The sequence below is a fragment of the Arthrobacter sp. Z5-13 genome, from assembly GCF_056499105.1.
Map to the genome: position 1 here is coordinate 2,426,935 of NZ_CP096460.1, position 16,701 is coordinate 2,443,635.

A 16,701-nucleotide genomic window follows, 5' to 3' on the forward strand; every position below is an offset into this window, starting at 1 on the left:
ACAGGCAAACCGGAAGTTTCCCCATGACCAGCGAAACTGATCTTTCTCAAGCCCAACTCGGCGAACGCGTTCTCCAGTTTCGTTCTTTACGGCGCATGTCGTTAAAAGAACTAGGCGAAGCCACCGGGACGACTGCCGGCTTTCTTAGCCAGCTCGAGCGGGGCCTGACGAATGCCAGCATCGGCGTGCTGCGGCGGATCGCAACCGCCTTAGGGATGACCCTTGCGGATCTTTTTGAGGAAGTGCCCGCAGGCTCTCCCAGGTTGTTGCGTCGGGAAGCGCGCCCGGAACTATCGACCAATGCAGGAATCCATAAGTTTCTGATCTCCCAGCGCCCTCTGCGCCACCTCGAGGTCTATGCCGGTGAGTTCGAGCCCGGGGCGTCCACCGGAGACGAGCCCTATACGCACGGAGACTCACAGGAGATTCTGTACGTAGTATCAGGCGAGATCGTCATAGAGCTGGATGGAGAACCCCACTCTATGCAGCAGGGCGACAGTATCGACTACATGTCCTCGTTGCCCCACAGATTAACGAACACCAGCACTCTCCCGGCTGAGGTTCTTTGGATCGTGAGCCCGCCAACCAGTATCTAGCTGTGGGTTACAGCACCCGCAACGTCAAACTCCGGGAAGTTGCAACATCCATCGTTGCGTCCGTGTCCAAGGATCCCAACATCTTCACCCACTTCGACAATTGACCCAGACTTCGCTTTATTGCTGCTGCCCGCCTGTTGCGGCCTTCCTGATTCTGCGCGCCTGACTCTGCCCGACGACGGCGGGAGGGGGTCTGCCCGACGTCGGCGGGAGGGGTACCGGTTCCACCCCACGGCGGCGGGAGGTACAGCCGTCGTCGTCTTACGTTTGGGGGTCCTGCTGTTGCCGTGAGGTTCTCACCTCGCGGCGGCAATAATGTCACACCCTCCTGGGATGCTTTTCCTATGGAAGGCACGGGGGCGCTAACAGCCAGGACCGGGGAGGCTTTAGAGTCCCCCGGCGGGCTCGAGGCCGCCGAGGCCCTGGCTTCCGTCGCTGCGTCCGTTGCCGTTCTTAAGCGCATCGTCGGACCCGCTTTCCGTGGCCCAGCTGATGGCCCTGATGCTGACGGTCAGGGCTCCGATCCCCTGCGGCGCCAGCTCGATGTCTGCCTGGACGCGTTGGCCGAGGTTGCCCGGTTCGAAGCCAAAGCCGCGGCACTGAAAGTACAGCTAACAGCCAAGTACGTAGAGGCAGCGAAGGCAATCGCCTCCCCCGCCCTCACCGCCCAGGACGCGACCGCACAGGAAATGTCCACCATCGCTGAGCTCGCCTGCGTCCTGACCGTGAGCGAGCGTACCGCCGCCGCGCTCCTGGACCAGTCCCGCCACCTGACCAGCCAACTCCCGCTGACCCTCACGGCACTGCAGAACGGGTCGATTTCGTGGCAGCACGCCCGCGTCATCTGTGATGAAACCAGCAACCTCGATGCCACCGGGGCCACAGCGCTGGAAACACACTTCCTTGATCCTGACTCCCCTGACCCTGCGCGGGGATGCCAGGTGGGCGAACTGGTCCCGTCCCGGTTCCGCGCCAAAGCCCGGACCTGGCGCGAACGCCATCACCCCGACAGCATCGAACTCCGCCACCGCAAAAGTGTCCTGGACCGGCGGCTCGAATACACTCCGGACCAGGACGGCATGGCATGGCTCTCGGCCTACCTGCCCGCCGCGACAGCCGCCGGGATCTGGGACCGGACCACCACCGCAGCCAGGGCCCTCCAAGGCCCCGCAGAGCCCCGCACCCTCACCCAGATCCGCGCCGACATCACCGCCACCTGGCTCCTGAGCACCACGGACAGCGGCACGACGGATGCGGGCCTTGAAAGCACAGGTGCCGGCATGGGTGTCGGCCTGGGTGTTGGCGGTGGCCCTGAAGGTGTTCCATCTCCCCGGGCCCAGGTGCTGGTCACAGTCCCCGTCCTCTCCCTCCTTGGCGCCACCGACGAACCCGCGATGCTGGACGGGTACGGACCCATACCTGCATCCATGGCCCGGGAACTCGTCGCCAACGGGGCCGATTCCTTCCACCGCGTCCTGATCGATCCCCGCGACGGAGCACCTCTGGAAATCGGCCGCACCAGCTACCGGATCCCCAAATACATGCGCCAATGGCTGCGACTGCGCGATGGCAAGTGCCCTTTCCCCGGCTGCCACAACCACTCCCTCGACAACGAAGCCGACCACCTCCTGGCCTGGGCCGACGGCGGCACCACCGGCATCAGCAACCTTGGCCAACCCTGCCGGAAACACCACCACCTCAAACACAACACCCCCTGGGCACCATCCCAAGCCACGGCAAACCAAACACCCGGCTGGACAACACCCTCAGGCCGGCACTACCCCAGCGAACAACAAGACTGGCAACCACCCACCTGGCCCGACCATATCGGCATACCCGCCCCCAACCAGGACCTGGACCTGGATCAGGACCTTGACCTACCCGTGCCCGCGGACCAGGACCTTGACTTACCCATGCCTTCGGACCCTTTCCCGGAATGGTTCCTTCTGCAACCGGCGTAGTTTCACGCACTAAACTCCGGCAGCGCATGTGCCAACGAACAGGTCCAAAGGGCCATGCCGCATTTCACTCATTTCCGTCTCCTTCAGGGATTGTTCAGGAGGTTCCTTGCGGGCTTCTTCCTCTGTTGGGTTGACCACTACAGCAATGAATCAGCACCTTAACCTGGGCCCCGCTAGCGTTAAAGCCCAGCAGGAGGCTCCGGCGCGTCCAGCTGGATTGCCGCACAAATGCTCTGGATGGGACCTGCGATCGTTGCTAGCGTTGCGGCATGGACCCGTCGAAGACCCCGGCCGAGATCCTCAATATCGCGGGCAACGAGGTTCGCATCTCAAGTCCGGACAAGGTGGTGTTCCCCGAACCCGGGCTGACCAAGCTGGACCTGGTGAACTACTACCTCGCCGTCGCTGATGGCGCGTTGCGCGGTGCCGGCGGCCGCCCCATGGTACTCAAGCGCTTCCCGAAAGGGATCGATTCTGAACCGTTCTTTCAGAAGCGCGTGCCCGAGAACCACCCAGACTTCATCGACACCACCACCCTGCATTACGCGTCGGGGACGTCAGCGGAGGAAGCCGTCATCCGGGATGCCGCGGGCCTGGCCTGGGTTGTGAATCTCGGGTGCTTGGACCTCAATCCACACCCCGTTCGCGCCGAGGACCTAGAGCACCCGGACGAGCTCAGGGTCGACCTCGATCCGATGCCGGGGGTCGACTGGTCCCAGATCGTCGACGTCGCCTATGTCGCACGTGAGGTGCTCGACGACGTCGGGCTGGTGGGATGGCCGAAAACGAGCGGATCGCGGGGACTTCATATCCTGGTGCGCATCGCGCCGCAATGGTCGTACCGCGACGTGCGGCTGGCCGCGGAGACCCTCGCCCGCGAGGTCGAGAACCGCGCCCCGGGCCTCGCCACCGCCCGATGGTGGAAGGAGGAACGCGGCGAGAGCGTGTTCGTCGACTTCAACCAGAACGCAAAGGACCGCACCGTGGCATCCGCTTACTCTGTCCGGCCTCTTGCGGACGCCCGGGTTTCGACGCCGCTCTCGTGGGACGAGGTCCGCTCCACCCGGCCGGAACAATTTACGGTGCGCAGTGTGCCCGAACGCTTCGCTGCCTTGGGCGACCCCCACATTGGAATCGATGACGCCGTCGGGACACTTGATGGGCTCCTCGCTTTGGCAGCCGAGCTGGGGCCCGCTGAAAAACCGCCCCGCAGTGGTGACAGCTCCGGACGCCGGCAGTCCGTGATGCCTCTCATCGAGGTGGCCCGCACCAAGACCAAACCCGAGGCGCTGGCGGCGCTTGACGAATGGAAGGCCCTGCATGCGGACATCGTCCACGCATTGCATCCTGCCGACGTGCTCGTCGACGGCATGCGCGGGTCAAGTTCGCTGTGGTACAGGGTGAGAGTAAACCTGCAACACGTCCCCGAGCCGGAGCGACCGTCCCAAGAGGAACTCATCGCGGACTACGACCCCTGGGCGGGCAAAGAGTGGCCGGGCCGCGCGGGCTCCTGACCGGACCTGCCGTCCTTCAAAGCGGCACTAGACCCAGATCTGGTATCCCGTCCTTTTGTCAAAAAGTCTCCGGGTGTTGGCTCCGGCGGCCGCGATCCACAGGACTGAGTCGTCTGGAGTAGCCTGATCCACCACCCCGGTCATGATGTGCTCCCCCAGCAGCCGTACCTCCACGGTGCGGCCTGTCAGCCGGGACCAGTCGCTACGCAAGCCACGTCTGGCATCAATCCTGATAGATCCCGTGTCCAACATGAGTCCGCCTCTACCGGTCACCTGAGTTACTTCACCCGATCAGCATTCAATGACGTTCACCGCAAGGCCGCCTCTGGAAGTCTCCTTGTATTTGTCCTTCATATCGGCGCCGGTTTCCCTCATGGTCTTGATGGCCTTGTCGAGGGAAACCTTGTGGCTGCCATCGCCGTGCAGGGCCAGGCGGGCGGCATTGATGGCTTTGACACTTGCGATTGCGTTCCGTTCGATGCACGGGATCTGCACCAGCCCGCCTACGGGGTCGCAGGTCAGGCCGAGGTTATGTTCGATTCCCACTTCGGCCGCGTTTTCCACCTGTTCGGGTGTCCCTCCGAGCACCTCGCAGAGGCCTGCGGCTGCCATGGAGCAGGCGGAACCAACCTCGCCTTGACAGCCCACTTCCGCGCCGGAGATGGAGGCATTGATCTTAAACAGAATTCCGACGGCGCCCGCAGCCAGCAGGAAGCGGACCACGCCGTCGTCGCTGGCGCCAGGGACAAACTTCACGTAGTAGTGCAGCACTGCCGGGACAATGCCGGCCGCCCCGTTGGTAGGCGCCGTGACAATACGGCCGCCAGCCGCGTTCTCCTCATTGACGGCCAGCGCAAACAGGTTGACCCATTCCATGGCCCGGAGGGGGTCGGTCACGCCGGTATCCGCTGTCAGGGTCTTGAATAACGACGGCGCCCGGCGCCTGACGTTCAAGCCGCCGGGAAGGATCCCTTCCGCCGCACAGCCGTTGTCCACGCATTGACGCATTACTGCCCAGAGCCGCAGCAACTTCTCCCGGAGCTCCGCCTCGCTGCGCCACGTGACCTCGTTGGCGAGCATGACGTCCGAGATGGACATCCGTTCGCGGCTGCAGATCGCCAGCAGTTCGTCGGCTGTGGTGAACGGGTAGGGCAGGACCGTGGAGTCGGCAACCACGCGGTCGCCGGCATCGGCATCCCCGTCAACGACAAAGCCGCCCCCAATTGAATAGAAGCTTCGTTCGCTGAGCACCTCTCCGGCATGGTCCAGGGCACGGAACGTCATGCCGTTGGGGTGGGCCGGAAGGGACTTGCGCCGGTGCAGCAACACGTCCTCGTCCCAGTTGAAGTCCACCCGGTGGTCCCCGCCTACCCACAGTTCAGCATCAAGGGCGGCGGCTGCCACTTGGTCATCAGCCGTAAAGGTGTCCACGGTTTCCGGGTCCAGCCCCTGGAAGCCCAGGACTACGGCCTTGTCCGAACCGTGGCCGCGCCCGGTGGCCCCAAGAGAACCGAACAGTTCGGCTTGGACCCGTTTGGTGGAGCTCAGGTGTCCGTCGTCTTTGAGTCCGTCCGCGAACAGCTTGGCAGCCCGCATCGGGCCCACCGTGTGTGAAGACGACGGGCCGATGCCAACGGAAAACAGATCCAGGACGCTGAGGGCCATTAGGGGACCTCAGGTGAGGCATACTCCCGCATGGCATCCAGGAGCCAGCGGCCCAGGAAATCAGCAAACGAGGCGCGTGGGAACATCCGGTAGCTCTCGTCACCGGTCTTCCAGAGAACCACGGGGATGTTACCGATCTCCGTGGACAACGCCGTTCCCGCCCGGAACCCGCGTGGGTGGAGGTCCAGGGAGCAGCCCTTTTCCAGGACGGCCCGGGACCGCGGCCCCGTGAGTTCAAACGTGGTGCGGTTGGCGGAGAGGTCCACCACCTGGCCCGCGCCGTCGCCGAGGGCTTCCCTCAAGGCCTGGATCAGGTCGCCGCCGAGGGACTCGTGGGCTTCCACAGGTGCCACCACCAGGAATTCCTCCGGCCCAAGCCAGAGCACGGAGGTGTCGCCGGTGCCGCTCACGGCCCCGCACCTCGCGGGCAGACCGCCAGTAACCGATGCGATCCGCTCCCCTGCCTCGGTATCCAAGGGAACCCGCAGGCCCACCATGGTCAGGAAAGTGATTTCGCGCAGTTCAACAGTGCCGGGCACGGAGCCTGTTTCGAATGCTGTCCTCAGCAGCTCGGCGGGGCTGGTTCGGAGCGACAGATTGGTCTCAGGAGAGGTTTTGGGTGCTGCTGTTTCAGCCATCTTTGCGGGTCCCTTCAGGGTCAAAAAGTACGGTTTCAGCCACAACAACATCCACTAGCTGGTTTCCAGCGGCAGCCACCAGGGTTTCGCCGATCCGGTTGCGGCCATTCTTGATCAGTGCCAGAGCGAAGGACCTGCCGAGGGCCGCGCTGTGGTAGCTGGAAGTGACAAAGCCCTGCATGGGCACGGGCCCGTAGGCGGGTGTCACGGGGATGCCCTTTTCCACCAGCTGAGTGCCTTCCGGCAACCGGATGCTGCCGTCAATGGGCAACACGCTGACCAAGTGCTTGCGGTCCTCGCGCTGGGCATCAACCCGGGCGTACGAGCGCTTGCCGATGAAGTCCTTGGCCTTGGAGACGATCCACTCCATCCCGGCGTCCTGGGGGGTGACGGTTCCATCGGTGTCCTGGCCAACGATCGGGTAGCCCTTTTCGGCCCGGAGCACGTGCATGGTCTCTGTGCCGTAAGGGGTGATGTTGAATTCGGCCCCGGCAGCCGCAATGGATTCCCAGGTGTTCAACCCGTACCAGGCGGGCACGTTAATCTCGTAAGCCAGCTCACCGGAGAATGAGATCCTGCAGACCCGGGCCCGTACGCCCGAGGCGAGAGTGGTTTCGCGGAAGGTCATGAACGGGAAGGCGTCCGCTTCCAATCCCCCGTTGGCGGCGAGTTCCGGGGCCACCTTGGCAAGGACTGCCCGGGATTTTGGCCCTACGACGGCAATGGTGCTCCACTGTTCGGTCACCGAGGTGCAGTGCACGTCCAGTTCCGGCCACTCGGTCTGCAGCCATTCCTCGAGCCAGTCCAGCACCTTCGCGGCTCCGCCGGTGGTGGTGGTCATGAAGAAGCGGTCCTCATCCAGGCGCAGGGTCACGCCGTCGTCGAAAATCATGCCGTCTGCCAGGCACATCACGCCGTAGCGTGCAGAACCGGGTGCGAGCTTCTTAAAGGCGTTGGTGTAGATCCGGTTGAGGAACTCGCCGGCGTCCTTGCCCCGGATCTCGATCTTGCCGAGCGTGGTGGCGTCCATGAACCCGACGGACTCGCGGACCGCGGCGCATTCGCGCAACACAGCCTCGTCCATGTCCTCGCCGTTCTGTGGGTAGTACCAGGGGCGCTTCCACTGTCCGACGTCCTCGAAGAGGGCACCCTTGGCGACGTGCCAGGGGTGGATGGACGTGACGCGGGCGGGATCGAACAGTTCGCCGCGCTGGCGGCCGGCCAGGGCCGCGAACGCTACCGGGGTGAACGGTGCCCGGTACGTGGTGGTGCCGATGTCGCCGATGCCGCGGGATGCTTCCCCTGCGTGCTTGAGCGCGGCGGCGATGACGCCGATCGCGTTGACGCCGGAGGTCTTGCCCTGGTCATTTGCGGTGCTGATGGAGGTGTAGCGCTTGATGTGCTCCACTGACCGCATTCCTGCTCCGGTGGAGCGCAGGACGTCGGCGACGCTCTGGTCCCGCTGGAAGTCGACGAAGTGGTGGTGCCAGTCATCCGGGGTGCCGCTCTGCCCGGGGATCAGCCACAGCTGCCGGGTGGGGGCGGAGGCCTTCGGCTCGCCGATCGGTGAAGGCTCGACGGCGGCGTCTGCATTTTCCGGGCTGAAGCCTGCGGCGGTGGCCGCTTTCACACCGGCGGAGATGCCTTCGGTAATGCAATCCCGGAGTTCGAAGCTGCCGCGGCCGGAGCCAATTATCTGCTGGTTCGGAACAGCAGTGCTCGGCACAAAGGCCGCAAGGTCATCGTCCCAACGCAGCTTGCCCTGCCGCTGGGAGTGGAGGTGTACCAGGGGGCTCCAGCCGCCGGAGACTGCCAGCAGGTCGCAGGCGATCTCTTCGATGCCTGAGGTGAGTTCGCCGTCGTCGTTAATGCTGCGGACGGTGACGCCGTCAAGCCGGCCATCCGTTCCGGCGGCGGTGGCGGCCACCGCGCTGCCGATCAACACGCGGGTCCCGGCTTCGACGGCGGCAGCAGCCACCTCGGTCAGCTTGGGGCGGGCGTCAACAATGGCGGCAATCCTGATACCGGCGGCGCGCAGGTCCGCGGCCAAGGCGTAGGCGCTGTCGTTGGTGGTGCTGATGACCACGCGCTGCCCGGGGGCCACGGCGTAGCGGTTGAGGTAGCTGCGAACGGCCGAGGCGAGCATGATCCCGGGGCGGTCATTGTTTTCGAAGACCAGCGGGCGTTCGTGGGCGCCAGGCGCCAGCACCACTTGGTTGGCGCGGATGTGCCAGATGCGCTGCCTGGACACGCCGGGAGCAGCGGGGGTGGACAGGTGGTCGGTACGGTTCTGGACAGCGATGACGTAGTTGGCGTCGTAGGCGCCGAAGGCGGTGGTGCGGTTCAGGACGGTGGATTCGGCGCCGGAGACGAGCTCGGCTTCGACGTCTGCCACCCATTCAAGGGCCGGCTTGCCTTCGATGGTCTCAGCCAGTTCGGGGGCCGTGGAAGCGGACAGCAGGGAACCGCCCAGTTCCGGCTGGTCGTCAAGCAGCATAGCGCGGGCGCCCGTGCGGACGGCTTCACGTGCTGCGGCCAGGCCGGCGGGGCCGCCGCCGATCACCAGGACGTCGGTATGGACGTACTTCTTGTCGTATTCCGCATGGTCCTCCTCAGGATCCAGGCGGCCCAGGCCGTTTAGCAGGCCGGCGTTCAGTCCATCCACCAAGGTAACGGTGGTAGCGGGCAGCATGGATTCGGCAACGTGGCCGGGGAATCGCGGTTCCACCTTGACCAGTGCGTTGGATTCCTCAACCCCGGCGGACATGATGCCGCGGGGCCGGTCCTCGTAGAGGGAGTTTCCGACGGCAATCCTGCCGTTGGCGAGCAGGGCGGAGGCGAGGGTGTCCCCGGGATGGCCGGTGAACTCCTCACCATCCACAGTGAAACGCCAGGAAATGGTGCGGTCGATCCGACCGCCGGTGGTGAGGCGGGCCTTCTGGGAAGTCACTTGTTTGCTCCTTCCGGGGCGGTGGTGCCGGGTAATGCGGTACTTGTGGCGGTGCTGGTTCCAGCAGTGCTGGGCGCTGCAGTACCTGTTGTGGTGCTGTCCGGGGCGGTGCTGGCGGTTCCGGATTCGGCGGCTGGCGCGGCCGCCGAAGGCCGGGGTGCGCCCATCGGATAGACGGCCTGGATCTCGTACGTGACCGTGTCGCGGAGCATGTTGAACCACTGGCGGCAGCCGGTGCTGTGGAGCCAGCGTTCGGCGAAGGCGCCTTTGGTGTTGTCCCGGTAGAACAGGAACTCGGCCCATTCGCGGTCGTTCAGTTCGTTCGGGTTTTCCGGATAGGCCACGTGGGCCTGGCCGCCGTAGTGGAACTCGGTTTCGTCGCGGGAGCCGCAGTTGGGGCATGAAATGAGGAGCATGACCGGACTCTCTTCTTAGTGGGCCACGGCGGCTGCGCCGTGTTCATCGATCAGGGCGCCGGTTTCGAACCGCTCCAGTGCAAAGGGCTTGTTCAGGTGGTGCGGCGTTCCGGTGGCGATGGTGTGGGCAAAGGTCAAGCCGGCGGCAGGGGTACCCTTGAAGCCGCCGGTCCCCCAGCCGCAGTTGACGAACATGTTGTCCACCGGCGTGATGCCCACAATCGGGGAGGCGTCCAGGGTGGTGTCAACGATTCCGCCCCAGGTCCGGAGCACATGGGCCCGGGCGAAGATCGGGAAAAGTTCGACGGCGGCTGCCATCTGGTGCTCGATCACATGGAAGGACCCGCGCTGGCCGTAGCCGTTGTAGGAGTCCACGCCGGCGCCCATGACCAGTTCGCCCTTGTGGGCCTGGGAAACGTAGACGTGCACGTGGTTGGACATGACAACTGTCGGGTGGACCGGCTCGTGCAGTTCGGAGACCAACGCCTGCAGCGGGTGGGACTGGATGGGGAGCCGGAAGCCTGCCATCTCGGCCAGGACCGAACTGTGACCGGCTGCGCAGAGGCCCACCTTTTCAGTGTTGATGGTGCCGCGGTTCGTCTTAACGCCCACCACCTTGTTGCCGTCCTTGAGGAACCCAGTAACTTCGCAGTTCTGGATGATGTCCACGCCCAGCTCGTCGCATTTGCGGGCGAAGGCCCAGGCCACGTGGTCGTGCTTGGCGATACCTGCGCGGGGCTGGTACGTGGCGCCCATGACGGGGTAGCGGATGTTGTCGTTGATGTTCAGGATGGGGCAGAGTTCCTTGACCTGCTGCGGGTCCAGCCACTCGGCGTCCACACCGTTGAGTTTGTTCGCGCCCACGCGCCGCATGCTTTCGCGGACGTCACCCAGGGTGTGGGCGAGGTTCATCACGCCGCGCTGGCTGAAGAGGAAATCGTATTCGAGTTCCTCCGGAAGGATTTCCCAGAGTTTGAGGGCGTGCTCGTAGATGGCTGCGCTCTCGTCCCACAGGTAGTTGGACCGGATGATGGTGGTGTTCCGCGCCATGTTCCCGCCGGCCAGCCACCCCTTTTCGAGGACGGCAATATTGGTCAGCCCAAAGTTTTTGGCAAGGAAGTAGGCGGTGGCCAGCCCGTGCCCGCCGCCGCCGACGATCACGGCGTCGTAGGAGGACTTGGGCTCAGGGTTCCGCCACAGGAAATCCGGGTGCTCCGGAAGCAAGTCCGCCATCATGCCACCTCGATCGCGTCAGAGGAAAGGTTGGGGTAGAGCGGGAACTTCCCGGCCAGGTTTTCAACCCGCTGCCGAAGTTCTGCCACCGTCTCTTCATTGAAATCGTGCTTGAGGGCTGCGGCGATAATGTCTGCCACCTCGGTGAACTCGGCCTTTCCGAACCCGCGCGTGGCCAGTGCCGGTGTGCCGATACGAAGGCCGGAGGAAACCATGGGCGGACGCGGATCGAAGGGGACGGCGTTGCGGTTGACCGTGATCCCGATCCGGTGCAGGCGGTCTTCGCCCTGCTGACCGTCAAGCTCCGAATTGCGCAGGTCCACCAGCACCAGGTGCACATCCGTGCCGCCACTGACCACAGTTACGTTGGACTCGGCAACATCAGCAGCAAGCAGGCGTTCGGCAATGATGCGGGCGCCTTCCAGGGTACGTTCCTGGCGGTCACGGAACTCCGGCTCCGCAGCAAGCTTGAACGCCACGGCCTTTGCTGCAATCACGTGCTCCAGCGGGCCGCCCTGTTGTCCGGGGAACACTGCTGAGTTGACCTTCTTGGCGATGTCGGCGTCGTTGGTCAGGATTACTCCGCCGCGCGGACCGCCAAGGGTCTTGTGGGTGGTACTCGTAACGATGTGGGCGTGAGGCACCGGGCTGGGGTGGAGCCCTGCAGCCACGAGGCCGGCGAAATGTGCCATGTCCACCATCAGGTACGCCCCCACCAGGTCCGCGATACGGCGGAATTCGGCGAAGTCCAGCTGCCGGGAATAGGCAGACCAGCCAGCAACGATCAGGCGGGGCTTGTGCTCTACCGCCAAGCGCTCCACCTCAGCCATGTCAATCAACATGGTGTCCTCGGCGACTCCATAAGGGACCACCTTGTACAGCTTGCCGGAAAAGTTGATCCGCATCCCGTGCGTCAGGTGGCCCCCATGTGCGAGGTTCAGCCCCAGGATGGTGTCGCCAGGCTGAATCAAGGCGAACATGGCCGCCGCGTTGGCCTGGGCGCCGGAGTGCGGCTGTACGTTGGCGAATTCTGAGCCGAACAATGACTTGAGTCGGTCGATGGCGAGCTGCTCCACCACATCAACGTGTTCGCAGCCGCCGTAGTACCGCTTGCCCGGGTAGCCCTCGGCGTACTTGTTGGTCAGTACCGATCCCTGTACTTCCATGACGGCAGTCGGAGCAAAGTTTTCGGAGGCGATCATCTCCAGTGTGCCTTGCTGGCGGAGGAGCTCCTGGTTGACGGCGGCGTGGATTGCAGGATCGGTCTCTGCGAGCGTGCGGGTCAGAACGTCGACCATCGTGTCTCCTAGCTGTTGCCTAATATCCTGTTGATATATTAGTTGCGTGGTTCCCAGTATGCTACCGGTGGCTGTGGGTGTCAACAGATTTTCAGGGTCAGTGCAGAGACGCCGGAAGCGCGGCTTTGAGGGCCGCGCTTCCGGGTAATAACTGTCGAGGTGAGGTTTGGACTAGGTAAAGAGAGCCCTTCGGACAGCATCCTCGAAGCCGCTGACGTGTGTTCTGGCGAGTTCCGCAGCCCGGTCCTCGTCCCCGTCAATCACTGCTCCGAGCAGTTCTACATGCTCATGGACGTGGTGGGCGAGATCGGGAAGGCGGTCCAGGACCATGCACCAGATCCGCGTGGCCAGATTGTCATAACGGATCAGAACATCTTCCAGGTGGGGATTGCCTGCAGCGGCGTAGATTCCCTGGTGCACACTTGCGTCCAACCTCAGGGTTTCGACGACGGAGGCGGCCTGTGCATCGAAGGACTCAACCGCCTGCATCACAGCGCGCAGCTTCTCCCGCTGCCCTGTTGTGGCCACCCGCGCAGCACGCGCGGCCGCAAGTGGTTCAAGCTGGGTCCGGATTTCGGAAATGAAAGCGAGGTCGGTTACCTCCACCCGCGTGGCAAAAGTTCCCCGGCGGGGGTACGAAACAACCAGCCGATCAAGCTCGAGGCGCTTCAACGCTTCCCGTACGGGAGTGCGCCCCATGCCCAGGTCCTTGGCGAGGTGGTCGTCATTGACGAGATCGCCGGGTTTGATGTCAAGCATCAGCAGCCGGTCGCGGATGCGCTCATACGCCTCTTCCGCCAACGACTTCTTGAGGGTGTCCTCCGCGATAGCCAAGACTCCTACTGCCATAACCGGACCCTTTCCGTTTCGAGCAAACAGGCTATTGACCTCGCCCATGGACCAGTATACGCTGATGCCAACCCTAATATATCAGTTCATGATTTGAAAATATATCTAAAGGAGTTGACATGGCTCTAGTGGCTACAGACTTATCAACCAGCACCCTGGCTCAGGCGGAGCCCCGCTTGGAAGACAAGGCCCAGAAGTTCGTGCTCACATTGTCGTGCGTCGAACGCGCCGGGATTGTCCAGGCGGTCACCACCTTTCTCTTCGAACGTGGCTTTAACATCGACGAGCACCAGCAGTTCGACGACGGACTCCGCCAGACGCTGCACTTGCGCACTGCATTCTCGGGTTCCCCTGAGTACACGCCTGAGAGGCTTCAGGCCGAGTTCAACGCGATCGCGGACCGCTTCGAGATGAAGTTCAGCTTTCATGACCAGACAAAGCAGCGCGTCCTGGTGATGGTTTCAAAGTTCGGGCACTGCCTGAATGACCTGATCTTCCGCTGGCGCGGGGGCAGCCTCGGCGGCGACATTGTCCTGATAGTTTCGAATCATGAAACCCACCGGGCAATGGCTGAGGCAGCGGGCCTCCCCTTCCTCTATGTCCCGGTGACACCAGAGACAAAGGCAGAGTCCGAACAGCGCCTGCTGGATCTTATTGACGAATATGACATCGACCTAGTGGTGTTGGCCCGGTACATGCAGGTGCTGTCAGACGATCTCTGCCGCTCCCTCGAGGGCCGCGCCATCAACATCCACCACTCCTTCCTCCCCGGATTCAAGGGCGCCCGCCCGTATCACCAGGCCTACGACCGCGGCGTCAAACTGGTGGGAGCTACCGCCCACTACGTGACGGCGGAGCTGGATGAGGGTCCCATCATCGAACAGGAAGTCATCCGGGTGGACCACAGCTACGGACCGACCGCACTTTCGACAGTCGGCCAGGACGCGGAAGCCCTGGCGCTGTCCCGGGCCGTGCGGTGGCACTGCGAGCACCGTGTGTTGCTGGATCAAACCAGCACTGTCGTGTTCCGCTAAGCACCGCCACCACATCAGCAGAGAAACACGAATACCAGCAGGAGAAACCACATGGCTTCAACGCCGAGCATTGTCATTATTGGAGCTGGAATCGTCGGCACGAACCTGGCCGATGAACTGGTCACGCGGGGCTGGAACAACATCACGGTCCTGGACCAGGGACCCCTGAATATGCCTGGGGGCTCCACCTCCCACGCGCCGGGCCTCGTTTTTCAGACCAACCCTTCAAAGACCATGGCACTTTTCGCCAAGTACACGGTGGAAAAGCTCCTGTCCCTGACCGAGGACGGCCAAAGCTGCTTCAACCAGGTGGGCGGCCTTGAAGTTGCCACCACGGAAACCCGTCTGGGAGACCTCAAGCGCAAGCTCGGTTACGCGCAGTCGTGGGGCATCGACGGCAAGATCCTCTCCCGCGAAGAGTGCAAGGAACTCTACCCGCTGATCAACGAGGAAGACATCCTGGGCGGCCTCCATGTACCTAGCGACGGCCTGGCCCTGGCTGCCCGCGCAGTCCAGTTGCTCATCAAGCGCACTGAAGCAGCCGGCGTGAAGTACATCGGCAACACCGAGGTGACCGGGATCGAACAGTCCAACCGCCGCGTCACCGGCGTCGAGACCGCCGACGGCGTGATCCCGGCGGACATCGTGGTTTCCTGCGCAGGCTTCTGGGGCGCCAAGGTAGGCGAGCTGATCGGGATGTCCGTCCCGCTCCTCCCGCTGGCCCACCAGTACGTCAAGACCACGCCGGTTCCCGCCCAGAAGGGCAAGAACGAACTGCCCAACGGCGCCCAGCTCCCCATTCTGCGCCACCAGGACCAGGACCTCTACTACCGCGAGCATGGCGAGCGCTACGGCATCGGCTCCTACGCACACCGACCCATGCCCGTGGACCTGGACGAACTGGGCAGCTACGAGCCCAGCAGCATCAGCGAACACAACATGCCTTCCCGCCTGGACTTCACCCTGGAAGACTTCCTTCCCGCGTGGGAAGCAACCAAGCAGATCCTGCCGGCACTGCGTGAAAGCGAAATCGAGGATGGCTTCAACGGCATCTTCTCCTTCACCCCGGACGGCGGCTCCCTGGTAGGCGAGTCCAAGGAAGTGGACGGCTTCTTCGTTGCCGAGGCCGTGTGGGTCACACACTCGGCCGGCATCGCCCGTGCCGTGGCAGAGCTCCTCGTGGACGGAAAGTCGCAGATTGACCTCGGCGACTGCGACATCCACCGCTTCGAAGAGGTCCAGCTGACCCCCGAGTACGTCAGCGAAACGTCCCAGCAGAACTTCGTGGAGATCTACGATGTTATGCACCCCCTGCAAGCCAAGCTGTCGCCGCGGAACCTTCGCGTCAGCCCCTTCCATGCCCGCCACAAGCAGCTGGGCGGCTTCTTCCTGGAGGGCGGCGGATGGGAGCGCCCCTACTGGTTCGAAGCCAACGCGGATCTGCTGAAAGAGATGCCCGCTGAGTGGCAGCCGCCGGCACGTGATGCCTGGTCCGGAATGTTCAGCTCGCCCATCGCCGCCGCCGAAGCCTGGAAGACCCGCACTGCGGTGGCTATGTACGACATGACTCCGCTCAAGCGCCTCGAGGTATCCGGCCCCGGCGCGATGAAACTGCTGCAGGAGCTAACGACGGCGGACATGTCCAAGAAGCCGGGGGCCGTCACCTACACCCTCCTGCTGGATCATGCCGGTGGAATCCGAAGCGACATCACCGTGGCCCGCCTGAGCGAAGACACCTTCCAGCTCGGAGCCAACGGAAACATCGACACCGCCTACTTCGAGCGGGCCGCACGCCACCAGACGGAAAGCGGAACCGCCAGTGACTGGGTCCAGGTCCGCGACACCACCGGCGGAACGTGCTGCATCGGTTTGTGGGGGCCCCTCGCACGGGACCTTATCAGCACCGTCAGCAGTGACGACTTCTCCAACGACGGGCTGAAATACTTCCGGTCCAAGAAGGTGGTCATTGGCGGCGTCACCGTTACCGCTATGCGCCTCTCCTATGTAGGCGAGCTGGGCTGGGAACTGTACACCAGTGCAGACAACGGCCAGCGACTGTGGGATGCACTGTGGAAGGCCGGGCAGCCGTTCGGTGTCATTGCTGCCGGCCGCGCCGCGTTCAGCTCCCTGCGCCTGGAAAAGGGGTACCGCTCGTGGGGCACGGATATGACCACCGAGCATGACCCCTTGGAAGCAGGGCTCGGTTTCGCAGTGAAGATGGCCAAGGATAACTTCGTCGGAAAGGCTGCACTGGAAGGCCGGACAGAGGAAAACTCCGCACGCCGCCTGCGCTGCCTGACCATCGACGACGGCCGCAGCATTGTGCTGGGCAAGGAACCTGTCTTCTACAAGGACCAGGCAGTCGGCTACGTCACGAGCGCTGCTTACGGCTATACCGTAGCCAAGCCCATCGCTTACGCGTACCTTCCCGCCGTCGTGTCCTTGGGCGACTCGGTTGAGATCGAGTACTTTGGCCGGCGCATCCAGGCCACCGTAACGGCGGATCCGCTGTACGATCCCACGATGTCCAGGCTCCGCGGCTAAGAG

The 16,701-nt window shown here is 63.6% G+C and carries 13 protein-coding genes; 5 read left to right on the plus strand and 8 right to left on the minus strand.

From position 1 onward, the window contains the following. The first annotated feature begins 23 nt into the window (after positions 1-23). The 3 genes from M1E02_RS11585 (at position 24) to ligD (ending at position 4,071) form a co-directional block, all read left to right on the plus strand. On the plus strand, positions 24-596 hold the full coding sequence (locus M1E02_RS11585; protein ID WP_479374415.1) for a helix-turn-helix domain-containing protein: 573 nt from the start codon (positions 24-26) through the stop codon (positions 594-596). A gap of 344 nt (positions 597-940) precedes the next feature. After that, positions 941-2,557 carry an HNH endonuclease signature motif containing protein gene (locus M1E02_RS11590; protein WP_479374416.1) on the plus strand — a complete coding sequence of 539 codons (1,617 nt, stop codon included), beginning with the start codon at positions 941-943 and terminating at the stop codon, positions 2,555-2,557. Between the two features lie 269 nt (positions 2,558-2,826). Continuing rightward, complete coding sequence (gene ligD / locus M1E02_RS11595) at positions 2,827-4,071, plus strand: non-homologous end-joining DNA ligase (RefSeq protein WP_479374417.1); 1,245 nt, start codon at positions 2,827-2,829, stop codon at positions 4,069-4,071. 27 nt (positions 4,072-4,098) lie between these two features. Here the strand turns inward: ligD and M1E02_RS11600 are convergent, their stop codons facing one another. The 8 genes from M1E02_RS11600 to M1E02_RS11635 all read right to left on the minus strand — a co-directional run bounded on the left by M1E02_RS11600 (position 4,099) and on the right by M1E02_RS11635 (position 13,120). Beyond that, positions 4,099-4,323 (minus strand): hypothetical protein, encoded by a 225-nt coding sequence (locus tag M1E02_RS11600; RefSeq protein WP_479374418.1) that lies wholly within the window; start codon positions 4,321-4,323, stop codon positions 4,099-4,101. Positions 4,324-4,362: 39 nt separating this feature from the next. Further along, positions 4,363-5,736, minus strand: a complete 1,374-nt coding sequence (locus M1E02_RS11605; protein WP_479374419.1) for an L-serine ammonia-lyase — start codon at positions 5,734-5,736, stop codon at positions 4,363-4,365. Continuing rightward, positions 5,736-6,374: a sarcosine oxidase subunit gamma gene (locus tag M1E02_RS11610; protein WP_479374420.1), complete on the minus strand. Its 639-nt coding sequence runs from the start codon at positions 6,372-6,374 to the stop codon at positions 5,736-5,738. Before M1E02_RS11610 ends, M1E02_RS11605 begins: the two co-directional genes overlap by 1 nt. After that, on the minus strand, positions 6,367-9,324 hold the full coding sequence (locus tag M1E02_RS11615; RefSeq protein ID WP_479374421.1) for a sarcosine oxidase subunit alpha family protein: 2,958 nt from the start codon (positions 9,322-9,324) through the stop codon (positions 6,367-6,369). Before M1E02_RS11615 ends, M1E02_RS11610 begins: the two co-directional genes overlap by 8 nt. After that, the gene (locus M1E02_RS11620; protein ID WP_479374422.1) at positions 9,321-9,740 is read right to left on the minus strand and encodes a sarcosine oxidase subunit delta; all 420 of its coding nucleotides are present in this window, start codon (positions 9,738-9,740) and stop codon (positions 9,321-9,323) included. The genes M1E02_RS11615 and M1E02_RS11620 overlap by 4 nt, the downstream gene beginning before the upstream one ends. Positions 9,741-9,755: 15 nt before the next feature. Further along, a complete protein-coding gene (locus tag M1E02_RS11625; RefSeq protein ID WP_479374423.1) occupies positions 9,756-10,976 on the minus strand; it encodes a sarcosine oxidase subunit beta family protein in 1,221 nt (406 codons plus the stop codon). Continuing rightward, positions 10,973-12,271: a serine hydroxymethyltransferase gene (glyA, locus tag M1E02_RS11630; protein ID WP_479374424.1), complete on the minus strand. Its 1,299-nt coding sequence runs from the start codon at positions 12,269-12,271 to the stop codon at positions 10,973-10,975. Before glyA ends, M1E02_RS11625 begins: the two co-directional genes overlap by 4 nt. A gap of 171 nt (positions 12,272-12,442) precedes the next feature. Further along, on the minus strand, positions 12,443-13,120 hold the full coding sequence (locus M1E02_RS11635) for a GntR family transcriptional regulator (protein ID WP_479374425.1): 678 nt from the start codon (positions 13,118-13,120) through the stop codon (positions 12,443-12,445). 119 nt (positions 13,121-13,239) lie between these two features. Between M1E02_RS11635 and purU the strand changes: the two genes are divergently transcribed. Both purU and M1E02_RS11645 read left to right on the plus strand, forming a co-directional pair. Further along, positions 13,240-14,154, plus strand: a complete 915-nt coding sequence (gene purU / locus M1E02_RS11640) for a formyltetrahydrofolate deformylase (protein WP_479374426.1) — start codon at positions 13,240-13,242, stop codon at positions 14,152-14,154. Between the two features lie 51 nt (positions 14,155-14,205). Continuing rightward, positions 14,206-16,698 carry a GcvT family protein gene (locus tag M1E02_RS11645; RefSeq protein ID WP_479374427.1) on the plus strand — a complete coding sequence of 831 codons (2,493 nt, stop codon included), beginning with the start codon at positions 14,206-14,208 and terminating at the stop codon, positions 16,696-16,698. The last annotated feature ends 3 nt before the right edge of the window (positions 16,699-16,701 follow it).